The sequence below is a fragment of the Enterobacter cloacae complex sp. ECL411 genome (assembly GCF_021869665.1).
GTDB classification, from domain to species: Bacteria; Pseudomonadota; Gammaproteobacteria; order Enterobacterales; family Enterobacteriaceae; genus Enterobacter; species Enterobacter intestinihominis.
On record NZ_CP091486.1, the window covers coordinates 160842 to 179378 of the forward strand.

Below are 18537 nucleotides of genomic sequence, written 5' to 3' on the forward strand. Positions count from 1 at the left end.
GCGCAGAACTGGCTGGTCATTAACTATCGTCTGGAGCAAGCAATGCCGTGTGAAGAACTGGATATCGTCTGGAATAATATTAAAGCCGAAGCCCGAGCGTTGGCCGACTGTGAGCCCATGCTGGCCAGTTTTTATCACGCGACGCTACTCAAGCACGAAAATCTCGGCAGCGCCCTGAGCTACATGCTCGCCAATAAACTGGCTTCCCCTATCATGCCTGCTATCGCTATTCGCGAGGTGGTGGAAGAGGCCTACGCTGCCGATCCTGAAATGATTGCTTCTGCCGCCTGCGATATTCAGGCCGTGCGCACGCGTGACCCGGCGGTGGATAAATACTCCACGCCGCTGCTGTATCTCAAAGGCTTCCACGCCTTACAGGCGTACCGCATCGGCCACTGGTTATGGAATGAGGGACGCCGCGCGCTGGCCATCTTCCTGCAAAACCAGGTTTCCGTGACCTTCCAGGTCGATATTCACCCGGCGGCGAAAATTGGCCGCGGGATCATGCTCGATCACGCCACCGGCATTGTTGTCGGTGAAACGGCGGTAATCGAAGATGACGTGTCGATTCTGCAATCCGTTACGCTGGGCGGTACAGGTAAAACCAGCGGCGATCGCCATCCGAAAATTCGTGAAGGGGTGATGATCGGCGCGGGTGCTAAAATCCTTGGCAATATTGAAGTCGGACGCGGCGCAAAGATTGGCGCGGGATCGGTTGTGCTCCAGCCTGTACCGCCGCACACCACCGCCGCTGGCGTCCCGGCGCGCATCGTCGGTAAGCCAGACAGCGATAAACCGTCGATGGATATGGATCAGCACTTTAACGGTATTCACCACACCTTCGAATACGGCGACGGTATCTGAACGCTGGAACACTCAAATAAAAAAGCCCGGTGAGTTAATGCACCGGGCTTTTGATTAGTTGCGGTATAACACTTTGATAATGTGATAGCCGAACTGCGTATGCAGTGGGCCGGTTGGCTCCAGCACCGGGCAGGAGAAAACCACTTTATCAAACGCCGGGACCATCTGGCCCTGGCGGAACTCGCCTAAGTCACCACCGCGTTTGCCTGACGGGCAAATCGAGTGTTTCTTCGCCAGTTTGCCGAAGTCGGCGCCGTTTTTAATCTGTTCGAGCAGATCCTGTGCCAGTTTTTCTTCTTTAACAAGGATATGCAGTGCTGCTGCTGTTTTTGCCATGATCGTGCCTTGAGTCAACGAGTTTACGATCGGTATACTACCACGCGTTTTTCCTCCTCTCCCGACTTTCATTGAGTGATCATTTATGCGTTTAAACCCCGGACAACAACAAGCTGTCGAATTCGTCACCGGACCCTGCCTGGTGCTGGCGGGAGCGGGATCCGGTAAAACACGCGTGATCACCAACAAAATCGCCCACTTAATTCGGGGTTGTGGATACCAGGCGCGCCATATCGCGGCGGTCACCTTTACCAACAAAGCGGCGCGTGAGATGAAAGAGCGCGTCGGCCAGACGCTGGGCCGTAAAGAGGCGCGCGGGCTGATGATCTCCACCTTCCACACGCTGGGTCTGGATATCATCAAGCGCGAATACGCGGCGCTGGGAATGAAGTCCAACTTTTCGCTCTTTGATGACACCGACCAGGTGGCGCTGCTCAAAGAGCTGACGGAAGGGCTGATCGAAGATGACAAAGTGCTGTTGCAACAGCTGATCTCGACGATCTCGAACTGGAAAAACGATCTGATGACGCCGGCCCAGGCTGCGGCAAGTGCCAAAGGCGAGCGTGACCGCATCTTTGCCCACTGCTATGGCCTGTACGACGCGCATATGAAAGCCTGCAACGTACTGGATTTCGACGATCTGATCCTGCTGCCGACGCTGCTGCTTCAGCGGAATGAAGAGGTGCGCGAGCGCTGGCAGAACAAAATTCGTTACCTGCTGGTGGATGAATACCAGGATACCAACACCAGCCAGTACGAGCTGGTGAAGCTGCTGGTAGGACAGCGCGCGCGTTTTACCGTTGTAGGCGATGACGATCAGTCGATTTACTCATGGCGTGGCGCACGTCCGCAAAACCTGGTGCTGCTGAGCAAAGACTTCCCGGCGTTGCAGGTGATTAAACTGGAGCAGAACTACCGTTCTTCCGGGCGTATCCTGAAGGCGGCGAACATCCTGATTGCCAACAACCCGCACGTCTTTGAGAAGCGCCTGTTCTCTGAACTGGGTTACGGGACCGAGCTGAAAGTCCTTAGCGCCAATAACGAAGAGCACGAAGCGGAGCGCGTAACCGGCGAGCTGATTGCCCATCACTTCGTCAACAAAACTGAATACAAGGATTACGCGATCCTCTATCGCGGAAACCACCAGTCGCGCGTCTTTGAAAAGATGCTGATGCAGAACCGCATCCCCTACAAAATCTCCGGCGGTACGTCGTTCTTTTCGCGTCCGGAAATCAAGGATCTGCTGGCCTATCTGCGCGTGCTGACCAACCCGGATGACGACAGCGCTTTCCTGCGCATTGTAAATACGCCGAAGCGCGAGATTGGCTCTGCGACGCTGCAAAAGCTGGGTGAATGGGCGATGACCCGCAACAAAAGTCTGTTCACCGCCAGCTTCGATATGGGGCTGAGCCAGACCCTGACCGGGCGCGGCTATGACGCCTTAACCCGCTTTACCCACTGGCTGGGTGAGGTGCAGCGTCTGGCAGAGCGCGAGCCCGTGGCGGCAGTACGCGATCTGATCCACGGCATTGATTACGAATCCTGGTTGTATGAAACCTCCGCCAGCCCGAAAGCGGCAGAAATGCGCATGAAAAACGTTAACCAGCTCTTCAGCTGGATGACCGAAATGCTTGAAGGATCTGAGATTGACGAGCCGATGACCCTGACGCAGGTGGTCACCCGCTTCACGCTGCGCGATATGATGGAGCGCGGCGAGAGTGAAGAAGAAGCCGATCAGGTCCAGCTGATGACGTTGCATGCCTCGAAAGGGCTGGAGTTCCCGTATGTCTATCTGGTGGGGATGGAAGAGGGCCTGCTGCCGCACCAGAGCAGCATTGATGAAGATAACGTCGACGAAGAGCGCCGTCTGGCCTACGTGGGGATCACCCGTGCGCAGAAAGAGCTGACGTTTACGCTGTGCAAAGAGCGCCGTCAGTATGGTGAGCTGGTGCGCCCGGAGCCGAGCCGTTTCCTGCTGGAGTTGCCTCAGGACGATCTTATCTGGGAGCAGGAGCGTAAAGCTATTACCGCTGAAGAGCGGATGCACAAGGGTCAAGCCAACGTGGCGAACATACGCGCCATGCTGGCGAAAGCCAAAGAGAAAGGATAACAATTTTGTAGGCCGGGTAAGGCGAAGCCGCCCCCCGGCACGCTTCAAAGGGTCACTTCACATCAAGCGCCCAGTGCACATAGCTCTGCCACTGGCACTCCTGCTCGATCAACTCTGCTCCAAGCGGATGATCTTCTAGCCAATTTTCCGGCAGCGTCAGCGTCAGTTTTTCATCGTCTGCCACCAGCGTAATGGCCGGGAGGAGATCGTCGCGACGCCGGCTGGCAAACAGAATCGCCAGACGAAGTAAGCGGCAGAGATGTTCGGCCACGCGCGGCGGTACAGCGTTTTGCTGATGAAGTGAAGAGAGGTCAACGGCGTTGGTTTGATTCAGCAGCAGGGTCGCGAGCAATTTTTTCTGCGCGGGAGTGTAGCCCGGCAAATCGAGATTACGCACCAGCCAGGCTGCGTGTAGCGGCGCTTGTTTGTACTCAACGCTAAGCCCAATTTCATGCAACGCACACGCACTTAGCAGCAAATCGCGGCTTAACGGTTCGATATCCCAACGTGGTTTAACCTGATCCGCAAAGAGCGATGCCAGTTGGCCCACTCGCTGCGCCTGATCGGTATCCACAATAAAGCGGCGCTGGACGTTACGTAGCGTACGGCTTCGAATGTCCTGGTCCACCGAAAGATGCAGCATCCCATAGACCAGACCTTCGCGCAGTGCGCCGCCTGCCAGGGTCATGCACTGGATGTTTAGCTCGGTGAAAATGGCGATGAGAATGGCTAGCCCGCTGGGGAAGACCAGCGCACGTTCGAGCGTCAGCCCTTCAATTTCCAGCTCTTCCAGACGACCACATTGAATGGCGCGCTGTTTAAGCTGCTGGAGTTTAGCAAGCGTGATCCGCTCATCCATCCCCTGCGCCATCATGATTTCCTGCAACGCCTGTACAGTTCCTGACGCCCCTACACACACTTTCCAGCCGTGGTAGCGCAGTTCGTCCATGACCGGACGCAGCACTTCACGCGCGGCATTTTCAGCCTCGTCGAAGTTTTCTTGCGCGAGATTGCGGTCAGTAAAGTAGCGCTCAAGCCAGGTTACGCAGCCCATCGACAGACTGAACAGCGAGGTCGCCTGGGCACCCGTGCCGGTCACCAGTTCAGTACTCGCTCCGCCAATATCCACCACCAGACGGCGATCGTCGCCCCCGGTAGTGTGCGCCACGCCCTGATATATCAGACGCGCTTCTTCTTCACCGCTGATGACTTGCACCGGGCAGCCGAGAATTTCCTGCGCTTTGGCAATAAAATCGACGGCATTAACCGCCAGACGGAGCGTCGCGGTCGCGACAACGCGGATTTGGGCATGCGGTATGTCCTGCAGACGCTCTGCAAAGAGGCGCAGACACTGCCAGCCACGTTCCATGGCTTCGGGAGAGAGGTGATTATCGCTGCTCAGGCCCGCCGCCAGGCGGACCTTGCGCTTGATGCGCGTCAGCGTCTGTATGCTTCCCGCCACCTCGCGTACAACCAGCATATGAAAACTATTCGAACCGAGATCAATTGCCGCATAAAGCGAGGTGGAACTGAGCATCATTTTTTAACCTGAACGACGACGATTACGCGGCGCACCGCCGGAACGACGCGGGCCATTACCGGTACGTGGACGGGTAAGGCGCTTAGGTGGCGGCAGTTCGCTCATCAGCGCGTCCGGATTGTATTTACTCTGTGGAATAGAGTGACCGATATAGGTCTCAATGGCCGGAAGGTTCAGCGCATACTCTTCACATGCAAGGCTGATGGAGTGACCGCTTGCGCCGGCACGACCGGTACGACCGATACGGTGTACATAGTCTTCACAGTCATCTGGCAGGTCATAGTTAAAGACGTGCGTCACGGCTGGAATGTGCAGGCCACGGGCCGCCACGTCGGTCGCGACCAGAATATCAAGGTCGCCACGAGTAAATTCGTCGAGAATGCGCAGGCGTTTTTTCTGCGCCACGTCGCCGGTCAGCAGGCCCACACGGTGACCATCTGCCGCCAGGTGGCCCCAAATATCTTCACAGCGGTGTTTAGTGTTCGCAAAGATGATCGCGCGATCCGGCCACTCTTCTTCGATCAGGGTTTGCAGCAGGCGCATTTTCTCTTCATTAGAAGGATAGAAGAGCTCTTCTTTAATGCGGTGCCCGGTTTTCTGCTCCGGTTCTACTTCCACATATTCCGCATTGTTCATCTGCTCGAATGCGAGTTCACGTACGCGGTATGAAAGGGTTGCGGAGAACAGCATGTTCAGACGCTGGTTTGCCGCAGGCATACGGCGGAACAGCCAGCGGATGTCTTTAATGAAGCCCAGATCGTACATGCGGTCTGCTTCATCCAGCACCACGACCTGGATTGCGCCGAGGTTGATATGGTTCTGTTTAGCGTAGTCGATAAGACGGCCGGTGGTCCCAATCAGGATATCTACGCCGCTTTCCAGCACTTTCAGCTGTTTATCGTAGCCGTCGCCGCCATAGGCCAGGCCAAGTTTCAGGCCAGTGGCTTGCGCCAGGGGTTCAGCGTCTGCGTGGATCTGTACCGCCAGTTCTCGCGTCGGGGCCATAATTAGCGCGCGCGGCTGGTTAACTTTGCGGTCTGCAATCGCTGGGTGAGAAAGTAAATAATGAAACGTTGACGTTAAAAACGCCATCGTTTTGCCAGTACCGGTTTGCGCCTGCCCTGCAACATCACGACCGGCCAGCGTCAGCGGCAGGGCGAGAGCCTGAATGGGCGTGCAGTTATGAAACCCTTTAGTTTCAAGGGCTTCGATCACCTTTGGGTGCAGGGCGAAGTCGGAAAACTTCTGTTCTGTTAAATGTGTTTTGCTCATAGTGTGGTAGAATATCAGCTTACTATTGCTTTACGAAAGCGTATCCGGTGAAATAAAGTCAACCTTTAGTTGGTTAATGCGACATCAACACGTCGTTGGTGGAGACAAAACCAACGTACCAGGCTTATTCCTGTGGAGTTATATATGAGCGATAAAATTATTCACCTGACTGACGACAGTTTTGACACGGACGTACTTAAAGCTGACGGGCTGATCCTCGTTGATTTCTGGGCTGAATGGTGTGGTCCTTGCAAAATGATCGCTCCGATTCTGGATGAAATCGCTGACGAATATCAGGGCAAACTGACCGTTGCCAAGCTGAACATCGACCAGAACCCGGGCACCGCGCCAAAATACGGTATCCGTGGCATCCCGACCCTGCTGCTGTTCAAGAACGGTGACGTGGCGGCGACCAAAGTGGGCGCACTGTCCAAAGGTCAACTGAAAGAGTTCCTGGACGCTAACCTGGCGTAAGGTTTCTCCGCTGAGCGTCCAGAGCGCCTAATTAATGGTGAGCTCTGGACGCCCGGCTTTAGTCGTGCTAAGTTAGCTATGACTACGTTTTAAACATATCTTGTTGTTTGAATCTTGTTTTACCCGATACTTCCCGTTGTTAACTTAAACAGTGCGTGAAGTTGCTAGATTCCGGGCTTGTCACTCAATCCGTCTTGTCGTTTCAGTTCTGCGTTCTTTCCCTGTGACCAGACAGCGAACAGACATGAGGTGATGGCCGCTAAACAGGCATGGATGACCCTGCCATACCATTCACAACATTAAGTTCGAGAATCACCCCGAGTTTAAGAACCCACACCATTATGAATCTTACCGAATTAAAGAATACGCCGGTTTCTGAGCTGATCACTCTCGGCGAAAATATGGGACTGGAAAACCAGGCTCGTATGCGCAAGCAGGACATCATTTTCGCCATCCTGAAGCAACACGCTAAGAGTGGCGAAGATATCTTTGGCGACGGTGTGCTGGAGATACTGCAAGACGGATTTGGTTTCCTCCGCTCTGCAGACAGCTCCTACCTCGCCGGCCCTGACGACATCTACGTATCCCCTAGCCAAATCCGCCGTTTCAACCTCCGCACTGGTGACACCATTTCAGGTAAGATTCGTCCTCCAAAAGAGGGTGAACGCTACTTTGCGCTGTTGAAGGTTAATGAAGTCAACTACGACAAACCGGAAAACTCCCGCAATAAGATCCTGTTCGAGAACTTAACGCCGCTGCACGCGAACTCTCGTCTGCGTATGGAGCGTGGTAACGGGTCTACTGAAGACTTAACCGCTCGTGTGCTGGATCTGGCATCGCCAATTGGTCGTGGCCAGCGTGGTCTGATTGTGGCGCCGCCAAAAGCCGGTAAAACCATGCTGCTGCAAAACATCGCGCAGAGCATTGCTTACAACCATCCAGACTGTGTGCTGATGGTGCTGCTGATTGACGAACGTCCGGAAGAAGTGACCGAGATGCAGCGTCTGGTGAAAGGGGAAGTGGTTGCGTCAACCTTCGACGAGCCTGCTTCCCGCCACGTTCAGGTTGCGGAAATGGTTATCGAGAAGGCGAAACGCCTGGTTGAGCACAAGAAAGACGTGATCATCCTGCTCGATTCCATTACCCGTCTGGCGCGTGCCTACAACACCGTGGTGCCGGCTTCCGGTAAAGTACTGACCGGTGGTGTGGATGCCAACGCCCTGCATCGTCCGAAGCGTTTCTTCGGTGCGGCGCGTAACGTGGAAGAGGGCGGTAGCCTGACCATTATCGCGACGGCGCTGATCGATACCGGCTCCAAAATGGACGAAGTTATTTACGAAGAGTTTAAAGGTACAGGCAACATGGAACTGCACCTTTCTCGTAAAATCGCAGAAAAACGCGTCTTCCCGGCGATCGACTACAACCGTTCCGGTACCCGTAAAGAAGAGCTGCTTACCACTCAGGAAGAGCTGCAGAAAATGTGGATCCTGCGCAAAATCATCCATCCAATGGGCGAAATCGACGCAATGGAATTCCTCATTAACAAACTGGCGATGACTAAAACGAACGACGATTTCTTCGACATGATGAAACGCTCGTAACGCAAATAATCCCAGTAAACGCCACGTTTTTACGTGGCGTTTTTTATTTATGGACTATACGCTATTACCACACACTCCCAATTTTGACCGGTCGGTGCGACAATAAGAAAATTCGCACAGTAAAAATATTAATAGCTTGAATAATAAACAAATGGGTCGCAAGAGGTGTGCTTTATGCCTTCTGGCTTGATGCCATCATGGTTATACTTCTTTGACTAACATATGTTGAGAACATCCGTTGTGAACCTATTCGATACGTTTGCTGAACTCACCAGTATTTTTTTGTTCACTACTTGCTTTCTTTTTTTAGCACGTAAGGTAGCAAAATATGTCGGTTTAGTGGACAAACCTAACTTCCGTAAACGGCACCAAGGTATGATTCCCTTGGTGGGAGGAATCTCCGTTTTTGCAGGTGTTTCTTTCACTTTTGCTATCGCGGATTACTATATCCCACATGCCAGGCTGTACCTGTGCTGTGCGTCTGTTCTGGTTGTTGTGGGGGCACTTGATGATCGCTACGATATCAGTGTAAAAATTCGAGCCTTCGTGCAGGCTGCAGTTGCTCTTGCCATGATGGTGGCGGCAAACCTTCACCTTAGCAGTCTTGGATACATTTTTGGTTCTTGGGAGATGGTACTTGGGCCGTTTGGTTACTTCCTTACACTCTTTGCCGTATGGGTCGCCATCAATGCATTTAATATGGTAGATGGGATTGATGGTTTATTGGGCGGACTATCTTGTGTTTCATTTGCTGCCATTGGCATAATCTTATGGTTTGATGGTCAATACAGCCTGGCAATGTGGTGTTTTGCTATGATTGCGGCCATTCTGCCCTATATTCTTTTAAATCTTGGCGCGCTGGGCCGTCGCTATAAAGTCTTTATGGGCGATGCGGGTAGCACATTGATTGGTTTCACTATTATCTGGATCTTATTGGAAACCACTCAGGGTAAAACACATCCAATCAGCCCGGTTACAGCGCTTTGGATCATTGCCATTCCGCTGATGGATATGGTGGCGATTATGTATCGTCGTCTGCGTAAAGGAATGAGCCCATTTTCTGCGGACCGGCAGCATATTCATCATCTGATTATGCGCGCCGGCTTCACGTCTCGTCAGGCGTTTGTGCTGATTACGCTAGCGGCTGCTATTCTGGCTGCGATTGGCGTTGCCGCGGAATACGCTCATTTCATTCCTGAATGGGTAATGTTGGTATTATTCTTGCTAGCATTTTTCATGTACGGTTACTGCATCAAGCGTGCATGGAAAGTCGCGCGTTTTATTAAACGTTTAAAACGCAGGATGCGTCGGAACAGTGGCAAAAACACAACATTAACTAAGTAAAACCGGGACTATGATGACTCAACCGTTGGCGGGAGCGAAATCAGTGGGCACTGAGAACGAGCTGGATATTCGTGGTTTGTTTCGAGTGTTATGGCAGGGCAAACTGTGGATTATGGGGATTGGCCTGGGGTTCGCGCTGTTAGCGCTTGCCTACACCTTCTTTGCGAAACAAGAGTGGAGCGCCACGGCGATCACAGACCGACCAACGGTGAATATGCTTGGAGGCTACTACTCCCAGCAGCAATTCCTGCGTAATCTTGATATCAAGGCCAATCTGGCGACCCCGGATCAGGCCTCGGTGATGGATGAGTCCTACAAAGAGTTTGTGATGCAGCTGGCGTCGTGGGATACACGTCGCGATTTCTGGTCCCAGACAGACTACTACAAGCAGCGCATGGTCGGTAACAGCAAAGCGGATGCCGCGCTGCTGGATGATTTAATCAACAACATTCAGTTTATGCCTGGCGATGTGCTCCGTAACGTTAGCGACAGCGTGAAGCTGATTGCGGAAACGGCGCCTGACGCCAATAACCTGTTGCGTCAGTACGTTGCTTTTGCCAGCCAGCGTGCGGCCAGTCATCTGAATGACGAGCTGAAAGGCGCCTGGGCTGCGCGAACTATCCAGATGAAAGCGCAGGTCAAACGTCAGGAAGAGGTCGCTAAGGCCATCTTCGCCCGTCGCGTGCATAATATTGAGCAGGCGCTGAAGATTGCGGAACAGCACAATATTTCCCGTAGCGAAACGGATGTTCCGGCTGACGAACTCCCTGATTCAGAAATGTTCCTTCTTGGTCGCCCAATGCTTCAGGCACGTCTGGAAAATATCCAGGCCGTTGGCCCTGACTTTGACCTTGATTACGACCAAAACCGCGCCATGCTCAATACGCTCAACGTCGGTCCAACGCTGGACCCGCGTTTTCAGACCTATCGTTATTTAAGAACGCCTGAAGAGCCTGTAAAACGCGATAGTCCGCGTCGCGCATTCCTGATGATCATGTGGGGGATTGTGGGCGCACTGACTGGCGCTGGCGTAGCGTTATTACGTCGCCGCACAAACTAAGAACGCCGTCTACGATGAAGGCTGCGGCCTTCATCGTCTAATCGAAGAGAATCGATGTGAAAGTACTAACCGTATTTGGCACCAGGCCGGAGGCCATCAAGATGGCGCCTCTGGTTCATGCGCTGGCCAGAGATCCTGATATTGAAGCGAAAGTGTGCGTGACTGCCCAGCACCGTGAGATGCTCGATCAGGTCTTAACCCTCTTTTCTATCGTCCCGGATTACGATCTCAATATAATGAAACCGGGACAGGGACTGACGGAAATCACCTGCCGTATTCTGCAAGAATTAAAGCCTATTCTGGAGTCGTTCAGGCCGGATGTAGTGCTGGTGCACGGCGACACCACCACCACCGTGGCGACCAGCCTGGCCGCGTTCTATCAGCGTATCCCTGTTGGCCATGTCGAAGCGGGGCTGCGTACCGGCAATCTTTATTCCCCGTGGCCGGAAGAGGCCAACCGTACGCTCACCGGTCACCTGGCGATGTACCATTTTGCGCCAACCGAGAACTCACGTCAGAACCTGCTGCGCGAAAATATCAGCGACAGCAAAATCTTCGTTACCGGCAATACGGTCATTGATGCGCTGATTTGGGTGCGTGACCGCGTGCTGGCTAACAGCGAGCTTCAGGCAGAACTCGCTGCGCGCTATCCGTTCCTGAACAACGGCAAGAAAACGATTCTGGTGACGGGACACCGCCGCGAAAGTTTTGGCCGTGGCTTTGAGCAAATCTGCCACGCGCTGGCTGAAATCGCCGCGCAGAATGAGGATGTGCAGATTGTCTATCCGGTGCACCTTAACCCTAACGTCAGCGAACCGGTCAACCGTATCCTGGGCCACGTGGAAAACGTGCTCCTGATAGAGCCGCAGGACTATCTGCCATTTGTCTGGCTGATGAACCACGCCTGGCTGATCCTGACCGATTCTGGCGGCATTCAGGAAGAGGCGCCTTCCCTCGGTAAGCCGGTACTGGTGATGCGCGAAACCACTGAACGTCCGGAAGCGGTCACTGCCGGTACCGTGCGTCTGGTGGGAACGGATCCGCGTCGTATTGTCGAAGAGGTCACGCGCTTACTGCATGACGAAGAAGAGTATCAGGCGATGAGCCGTGCCCATAACCCGTACGGGGACGGGCAGGCTTGTGGACGTATTTTGCACGCACTTAAACACAATCGGGTAACGCTATGAGTTTTACTACCATCTCTGTTGTTGGTCTCGGCTATATCGGGCTGCCTACTGCGGCGGCCTTTGCCTCTCGTCAAAAGCAGGTTATTGGCGTAGATATCAACGCGCATGCGGTAGAAACCATCAACCGTGGCGAAATTCATATCGTGGAGCCCGATCTCGATCGCGTGGTGAAAAAGGCGGTGGACGGTGGCTTCCTGCGCGCCAGCACCACGCCGGTAGAAGCCGATGCGTACCTGATTGCGGTGCCTACGCCCTTTAAAGGCGATCACGAGCCTGACATGGTTTACGTCGAGGCGGCGGCAAAATCCATTGCGCCTGTGCTGAAGAAAGGGGCACTGGTTATTCTTGAGTCCACTTCACCTGTTGGGGCAACCGAGCAGATGGCACAGTGGCTGGCCGAGGCGCGTCCCGATCTCAGCTTCCCCCAGCAGGCGGGCGACCAGGCCGATATCAACATCGCCTACTGCCCTGAGCGCGTACTGCCAGGCCAGGTGATGGTGGAACTGATTAAAAATGACCGCGTGATTGGCGGCATGACCCCAGTCTGCTCCGCGCGCGCCAGCGAGCTGTATAAGATCTTCCTTGAAGGCGAATGCGTGGTGACCAACTCCCGCACCGCCGAGATGTGCAAACTGACCGAAAACAGCTTCCGCGATGTTAACATTGCATTTGCGAATGAACTGTCGTTGATTTGCGCCGATCAGGGGATTAACGTCTGGGAACTTGTTCGCCTTGCCAATCGTCACCCACGCGTGAACATCCTTCAGCCGGGGCCGGGTGTGGGTGGGCACTGTATCGCTGTCGATCCGTGGTTTATCGTGGCGCAGAATCCGGAACAGGCGCGCCTGATTCGCACCGCGCGCGAAGTAAACGACCACAAACCGCACTGGGTTATCAACCAGGTGAAAGCCACGGTGGCGGATTGCCTCGCCGACAGCGGTAAACGTGCCAGTGAGCTGAAAATTGCCTGCTTTGGTCTGGCATTCAAACCGAATATTGACGATCTTCGCGAAAGCCCGGCAATGGAAATTGCCGAAACGATCGCAGCCTGGCACAGCGGTGAAACGCTGGTGGTTGAGCCGAATATTCATGCGTTGCCGGCAAAACTTGCCGGTCACTGCACCCTTACCGCACTGGATGACGCGCTGGCGACGGCGGATGTGCTGGTGTTGCTGGTGGATCACAATGCGTTTAAAGCGGTCTCCGCTGATGCCGTGCGTCAGCAGTATATTGTTGATACTAAGGGCGTTTGGCGTTGATTACTCTCAACGGCGTGCTGGAGTCCCTTGAGTGGGAAAGCGTATTTTTTTCGCTCCCCTCAGCGATAGTGCGTCTGCGCGATAACGCTCCTGCGTTGCAGGACGCAGACTTCAGCGCCTGGCAGCGCGTACAGGCTAAGATCCCGGCGGACCGCGCCGATCTGCTGGACGCGCTCCAGCAGCACGGATTCCGGCTGGTCGAGGGCGAGGTTGATCTCTCTGTTACCGTGGCCCGCCACGGCTCACCGGTCGCGGAAATTGCAACGGAGCAGGATATCCCCGCGCTGCGCAAGATGGCGGCGCTGGCTTTCGCTCAAAGCCGTTTCCGGGCGCCCTGGTATGCGCCCGATGACAGCGGCCGCTTTTATGCCCGGTGGATAGAGAATGCGGTTAAAGGCACGTTTGACCACGTCTGTCTGGTGTTCCGTACTGCCGGTGGGCAGATTCAGGGTTTTGTTTCGCTTCGCAGGCTCAACGAGCAAGAGGCGCGCATCGGTTTGTTAGCCGGGCGCGGCATGGGCGAAAAACTCATGCAGGCGGCGCTGCACTGGGCGGAGCAACAACAGGTATCGACGCTGCGGGTCGCAACCCAGATGGGCAACACCGCTGCGCTTAAACGTTATATTGCGAGTGGTGCCAGCATCGACACCACCGCCTACTGGTTATACAGGTGACAAGATGATTCCATTTAACGCGCCTCCCGTTGTGGGCACTGAACTTGATTACATGCAGTCGGCTATGGGCAGCGGCAAGCTCTGTGGCGACGGTGGTTTTACCCGTCGCTGCCAGCAGTGGATGGAGCAACGTTTTCACACTGCCAAGGTGCTGCTGACGCCGTCCTGTACCGCATCGCTCGAAATGGCCGCGCTGCTGCTGGATATTCAGCCCGGCGATGAAGTGATCATGCCGAGCTACACCTTCGTCTCCACGGCGAACGCGTTTGTCCTGCGCGGGGCGAAAATCGTGTTTGTGGATATCCGTCCGGATACCATGAACATCGACGAAACGCTGATTGAAGCGGCGATCACCGACAAAACGCGGGCGATTGTTCCGGTGCATTACGCGGGCGTGGCCTGTGAAATGGACACCATTATGGCCATCGCCAAAAAGCACAACCTGTTCGTGGTGGAAGACGCCGCGCAGGGCGTGATGTCCACCTACAAAGGTCGCGCGCTGGGAACCATCGGTCATATCGGCTGCTTTAGCTTCCACGAAACCAAAAACTACACCGCAGGCGGCGAAGGCGGCGCGACGCTGATTAACGATCGTGCCCTTGTGGAGCGTGCGGAAGTGATCCGTGAAAAAGGGACCAACCGCAGCCAGTTCTTCCGCGGTCAGGTGGATAAATACACCTGGCGCGATATCGGCTCAAGCTACCTGATGGCGGACTTGCAGGCCGCGTATCTCTGGGCGCAGCTGGAAGCGGCAGAGCGAATCAATCTGCAACGCCTCTCCCTGTGGCAAACCTACTACGACGCGCTGGAACCACTGGCTAAAGCCGGACGTATTGAACTGCCGACCATTCCGGCAGACTGCATCCACAACGCCCACATGTTCTATATCAAGCTGCGCGATAACGACGATCGCAGCAAGCTGATTGCCTGGCTGAAAGAGGCGGAAATTATGGCGGTATTCCACTATATTCCGCTGCACTCCAGCCCGGCTGGCGAAGCCTTCGGGATGTTTGCCGGTGAAGACCGCTACACCACCAAAGAGAGCGAACGTCTGCTCCGCCTGCCCCTGTTCTACAACCTCGCGCCGGTGAACCAGCGTACGGTGATCAATTCGCTTCTGAGTTATTTCGCCTGATATGTCTCTGGCAAAAGCGTCGGTGTGGACGGCAGCGTCCACGCTAGTAAAAATTGGCGCCGGGTTACTGGTCGTCAAGCTGCTGGCCGTCTCATTTGGTCCGTCAGGCGTTGGGCTGGCAGGGAACTTCCGCCAGCTGGTCACGGTGCTTGGCGTGCTGGCAGGTGCCGGGATATTCAATGGCGTCACCAAATACGTCGCGCAGCATCATGACGATGCCGAAAAGCTTCGCACGGTGGTGGGCACCTCCTCTGCTATGGTGCTGGGCTTCTCTACGTTGCTGGCCATCGTCTTTTTGCTGGCGGCGGCACCTGTTAGTCAGGGACTGTTCGGACACACGCACTATCAGGGACTGGTGCGCCTGGTGGCGTTCGTTCAAATGGGCATCGCCTGGGCGAACCTGCTGCTGGCGCTGATGAAAGGCTTCCGTGATGCCGCCGGGAATGCGCTGGCGCTGATCCTCGGCAGCATCATCGGCGTTATCGCCTACTACTTTTGCTATCGACTGGGCGGCTATGAAGGCGCGCTGCTGGGGCTGGCGCTGGTGCCTGCGCTCGTTGTCATTCCGGCAGCGTTTATGCTGATGCGCAGAGGCAATGTCCCGCTGAGTTACCTGAAACCGCAGTGGGACAAGATGCTGGCGGGGCAGCTAGGAAAGTTTACCCTGATGGCGCTCATCACTTCGGTAACGCTTCCCGTGGCTTACGTGATGATGCGAAACCTGCTGGCAGCGCATTACAGCTGGGATGAAGTGGGGATCTGGCAGGGCGTAAGCAGCATTTCAGATGCTTACCTCCAATTTATTACGGCTTCCTTTAGCGTCTATTTGCTGCCAACCTTATCGCGCCTGACGTCCAGGCAGGATATTACCCGCGAGATTTTTCGCGCCCTGCGTTTCGTGTTGCCGGCCGTTGCGATCGCCAGCTTTACCGTCTGGTTACTGCGTGATTTCGCCATCTGGCTGCTGTTTTCGGCGAAGTTTACCGCCATGCGCGATCTGTTTGCCTGGCAACTGGTCGGCGATGTGCTGAAAGTGGGGGCATACGTTTTCGGCTATCTGGTGATTGCGAAGGCTTCGCTGCGGTTGTATATCCTGGCAGAGATCGGCCAGTTTGCGCTGCTAACGGCATTTTCTCACTGGCTGATCCCCACCCACGGTGCGCTGGGGGCGGCGCAGGCCTATATGGCAACTTATATCGTTTATTTCGCTGCCTGTTGCGGCGTATTTTTACTTTGGCGTAAACGCGCATGACTGCACTGATACACATACTGGGATCGGATATCCCGCATCATAACCAGACCGTTCTGCGGTTCTTCAACGATGAACTGGCATCCGGCACGCCCGATGCGCGTGAGTTTATGGTCGTTGGACGCGACAGCGGCCTGAGCGCGGCGTGTCCGGCATTGCATATCACCTTCTGGCCAGACAAAGCGGCGCTGACGAAGGCCGTGGTTGCTAAAGCCAAAGCGGATCGAAGCCAACGTTTCTTCTTCCATGGACAGTTCAATACCGGACTGTGGCTGGCGCTGTTAAGCGGCGGGATCAAACCTTCTCAGTTCAGCTGGCATATCTGGGGAGCGGATCTCTACGAAGTCTCCCGTGGCTGGAAGTTCCGACTTTTCTATCCGCTGCGTCGTCTGGCGCAGGCGCGCGTGGGCTGCGTTTTTGCTACCCGAGGCGATCTCAACTATTTTGCTAAACAGCACCCGAAGGTTCGCGGGGAGCTGCTCTATTTCCCGACCCGTATGGATCCGGCGCTGAACACCATGGCGAATGACACGGTTCGAGAGGGCAAGCTGACCATCCTGGTGGGGAATTCCGGCGATCGCAGTAACGAGCATGTCGCGGCGCTGAGGGCGGTGCATCAGCAGTTTGGCGACACGGTGAACGTGGTGGTGCCGATGGGCTATCCCGCCAATAACGACGCCTACATCGATGAAGTTCGCCAGCAGGGGCTTGCGCTGTTTAGCGCGGAAAACCTGCACATTCTCAGCGATAAGCTGGAATTTGATGACTATCTCGCGCTGCTGCGAAAATGCGATCTGGGCTATTTCATCTTTGCCCGTCAGCAGGGGATTGGCACGCTGTGTCTGCTGATTCAGGCGGGCGTACCCTGCGTGCTCAACCGCGAAAACCCGTTCTGGCAGGACATGGCCGAGCAGCATATTCCGGTGCTGTTTACCTCTGACACGCTTAATGTCGAGGTGGTACGGGAAGCGCAGCGTCAGCTCACGCTGGTGGATAAAAATAGCATCGACTTTTTCAGCCCGAACTACCTCACGCCGTGGCACCGCGCGCTGCGTATTGCTTCAGGAGACAACGCATGAGCCAGTTGCAGTTTAGCGGCTTGCTGGTGGTCTGGCTGCTGAGCACGCTGTTTATCGCCACGCTCACCTGGTTTGAATTCCGGCGGGTACGTTTTAACTTCAACGTATTCTTCTCGCTGCTGTTTTTGCTGACCTTTTTCTTTGGCTTCCCGCTGACCAGCATCCTCGTGTTCCGCTTTGATGTTGGCGTCGCGCCGCCGGAAATCTTGTTGCAGGCGCTGCTCTCTGCGACCTGCTTCTACGCGGTGTACTACGTCACTTATAAAACGCGCCTGCGCGCGGCAAAAGACACCACCCCCCGTCGTCCGCTGTTTACCATGAACCGGGTAGAAACCCATCTGACGTGGGTTATGCTGATGACTATCGCCCTCGTCAGCGTGGCGATTTTCTTCATGCATAACGGCTTTTTACTGTTTAAGTTGCAGTCCTATAGCCAGATTTTCTCCGCCGAAGTCTCCGGCGTCGCGCTCAAGCGTTTCTTCTATTTCTTTATCCCGGCGATGCTGGTGGTCTTTTTCCTGCGTCAGGACAGCAAAGCCTGGCTGTTCTTCCTGGTCAGCACCGTCGCATTTGGCATTCTGACCTACATGATCGTCGGCGGCACCCGCGCCAACATCATTATCGCCTTCGCGATTTTCCTGTTTATCGGCATTATTCGCGGCTGGATCTCGCTGTGGATGCTGGCGGCGGCAGGCGTCTTTGGCATTGTGGGGATGTTCTGGCTGGCGCTGAAGCGCTACGGGCTGAACGTGGCCGGCGACGAAGCGTTTTACACCTTCCTGTATCTGACGCGCGACACCTTCTCGCCGTGGGAAAACCTGGCATTACTGCTGCAAAACTACGACAAGATCGAATTCCAGGGGCTGGCGCCGATTGTTCGCGATTTCTATGTCTTTATACCGACGTGGCTGTGGCCCGATCGTCCCGGCATTGTCCTGAACACGGCGAACTACTTCACCTGGGAAGTGCTGAACAACCATTCGGGTCTGGCGATTTCCCCAACCCTGATTGGCTCGCTGGTAGTGATGGGCGGAACGTGGTTTATCCTGCCTGGCGCGATCGCGGTAGGGCTGATAATAAAATGGTTCGACTGGCTATATACGCTGGGTAACGAAGAGACCAACCGCTACAAAGCCGCTGTTTTGCACAGTTTCTGTTTCGGTGCCATTTTCAATATGATCGTTCTGGCGCGCGAGGGGCTGGATTCATTCGTCTCACGCGTGGTGTTCTTTATGGTCGTTTTCGGACTCTGTCTGCTGCTGGCAAAACTGCTGTACTGGTTGTTTGACAGTGCAGGGCTTGTGCACAGACGTGAGCCACAGGGCAGCACAACGCTGTCGCAAGTCTGAGTAG

General features: G+C 54.9%; 16 protein-coding genes. 13 read left to right on the forward strand and 3 right to left on the reverse strand.

All coding sequences use genetic code 11. The features are described 5' to 3' along the window. Positions 1-42 precede the first annotated feature (42 nt). Positions 43-864 (forward strand): serine O-acetyltransferase, encoded by an 822-nt coding sequence (gene cysE, locus L3069_RS00795; protein ID WP_022646641.1) that lies wholly within the window; start codon positions 43-45, stop codon positions 862-864. 54 nt (positions 865-918) lie between these two features. On the opposite strand, the gene ppiC is transcribed toward cysE, so the two are convergent. Further along, positions 919-1200: a peptidylprolyl isomerase PpiC gene (gene ppiC / locus L3069_RS00800; RefSeq protein WP_006812396.1), complete on the reverse strand. Its 282-nt coding sequence runs from the start codon at positions 1198-1200 to the stop codon at positions 919-921. 85 nt (positions 1201-1285) lie between these two features. Between ppiC and rep the strand changes: the two genes are divergently transcribed. Continuing rightward, on the forward strand, positions 1286-3310 hold the full coding sequence (gene rep, locus L3069_RS00805) for a DNA helicase Rep (RefSeq protein ID WP_022646642.1): 2025 nt from the start codon (positions 1286-1288) through the stop codon (positions 3308-3310). Between the two features lie 52 nt (positions 3311-3362). On the opposite strand, the gene gppA is transcribed toward rep, so the two are convergent. Together gppA and rhlB are read right to left on the reverse strand one after the other, a co-directional pair. Next, positions 3363-4847, reverse strand: a complete 1485-nt coding sequence (gppA, locus tag L3069_RS00810) for a guanosine-5'-triphosphate,3'-diphosphate diphosphatase (protein WP_038416966.1) — start codon at positions 4845-4847, stop codon at positions 3363-3365. 6 nt (positions 4848-4853) lie between these two features. After that, the gene (rhlB, locus tag L3069_RS00815) at positions 4854-6122 is read right to left on the reverse strand and encodes an ATP-dependent RNA helicase RhlB (protein WP_022646644.1); all 1269 of its coding nucleotides are present in this window, start codon (positions 6120-6122) and stop codon (positions 4854-4856) included. A 144-nt stretch (positions 6123-6266) separates the two neighbouring features. Here rhlB and trxA point away from each other — a divergent pair, with 144 nt between their 5' ends. The 11 genes from trxA to wzyE all read left to right on the forward strand — a co-directional run bounded on the left by trxA (position 6267) and on the right by wzyE (position 18533). Then, entirely contained in the window at positions 6267-6596 is a 330-nt protein-coding gene (trxA, locus tag L3069_RS00820) for a thioredoxin TrxA (RefSeq protein ID WP_006812392.1), read from the forward strand. A gap of 341 nt (positions 6597-6937) precedes the next feature. Then, entirely contained in the window at positions 6938-8197 is a 1260-nt protein-coding gene (rho, locus tag L3069_RS00825) for a transcription termination factor Rho (RefSeq protein ID WP_001054528.1), read from the forward strand. A gap of 222 nt (positions 8198-8419) precedes the next feature. Next, a complete protein-coding gene (gene wecA, locus L3069_RS00830; protein ID WP_047359830.1) occupies positions 8420-9541 on the forward strand; it encodes a UDP-N-acetylglucosamine--undecaprenyl-phosphate N-acetylglucosaminephosphotransferase in 1122 nt (373 codons plus the stop codon). Positions 9542-9554: 13 nt separating this feature from the next. Then, positions 9555-10601 (forward strand): ECA polysaccharide chain length modulation protein, encoded by a 1047-nt coding sequence (wzzE, locus tag L3069_RS00835; protein WP_038415034.1) that lies wholly within the window; start codon positions 9555-9557, stop codon positions 10599-10601. A gap of 56 nt (positions 10602-10657) precedes the next feature. Then, on the forward strand, positions 10658-11788 hold the full coding sequence (gene wecB / locus L3069_RS00840; RefSeq protein WP_038415035.1) for a non-hydrolyzing UDP-N-acetylglucosamine 2-epimerase: 1131 nt from the start codon (positions 10658-10660) through the stop codon (positions 11786-11788). Continuing rightward, positions 11785-13047 carry a UDP-N-acetyl-D-mannosamine dehydrogenase gene (wecC, locus tag L3069_RS00845; RefSeq protein ID WP_023299034.1) on the forward strand — a complete coding sequence of 421 codons (1263 nt, stop codon included), beginning with the start codon at positions 11785-11787 and terminating at the stop codon, positions 13045-13047. The genes wecB and wecC overlap by 4 nt, the downstream gene beginning before the upstream one ends. After that, positions 13044-13721, forward strand: a complete 678-nt coding sequence (gene rffC, locus L3069_RS00850; protein WP_038415036.1) for a dTDP-4-amino-4,6-dideoxy-D-galactose acyltransferase — start codon at positions 13044-13046, stop codon at positions 13719-13721. The genes wecC and rffC overlap by 4 nt, the downstream gene beginning before the upstream one ends. Positions 13722-13725: 4 nt before the next feature. Further along, complete coding sequence (rffA, locus tag L3069_RS00855) at positions 13726-14856, forward strand: dTDP-4-amino-4,6-dideoxygalactose transaminase (protein WP_038415037.1); 1131 nt, start codon at positions 13726-13728, stop codon at positions 14854-14856. A 1-nt stretch (position 14857) separates the two neighbouring features. Next, positions 14858-16108, forward strand: a complete 1251-nt coding sequence (gene wzxE / locus L3069_RS00860) for a lipid III flippase WzxE (protein ID WP_023299037.1) — start codon at positions 14858-14860, stop codon at positions 16106-16108. Continuing rightward, complete coding sequence (locus tag L3069_RS00865) at positions 16105-17184, forward strand: TDP-N-acetylfucosamine:lipid II N-acetylfucosaminyltransferase (RefSeq protein WP_038415039.1); 1080 nt, start codon at positions 16105-16107, stop codon at positions 17182-17184. The genes wzxE and L3069_RS00865 overlap by 4 nt, the downstream gene beginning before the upstream one ends. Further along, positions 17181-18533, forward strand: a complete 1353-nt coding sequence (gene wzyE, locus L3069_RS00870; protein WP_017693948.1) for an ECA oligosaccharide polymerase — start codon at positions 17181-17183, stop codon at positions 18531-18533. The genes L3069_RS00865 and wzyE overlap by 4 nt, the downstream gene beginning before the upstream one ends. The last annotated feature ends 4 nt before the right edge of the window (positions 18534-18537 follow it).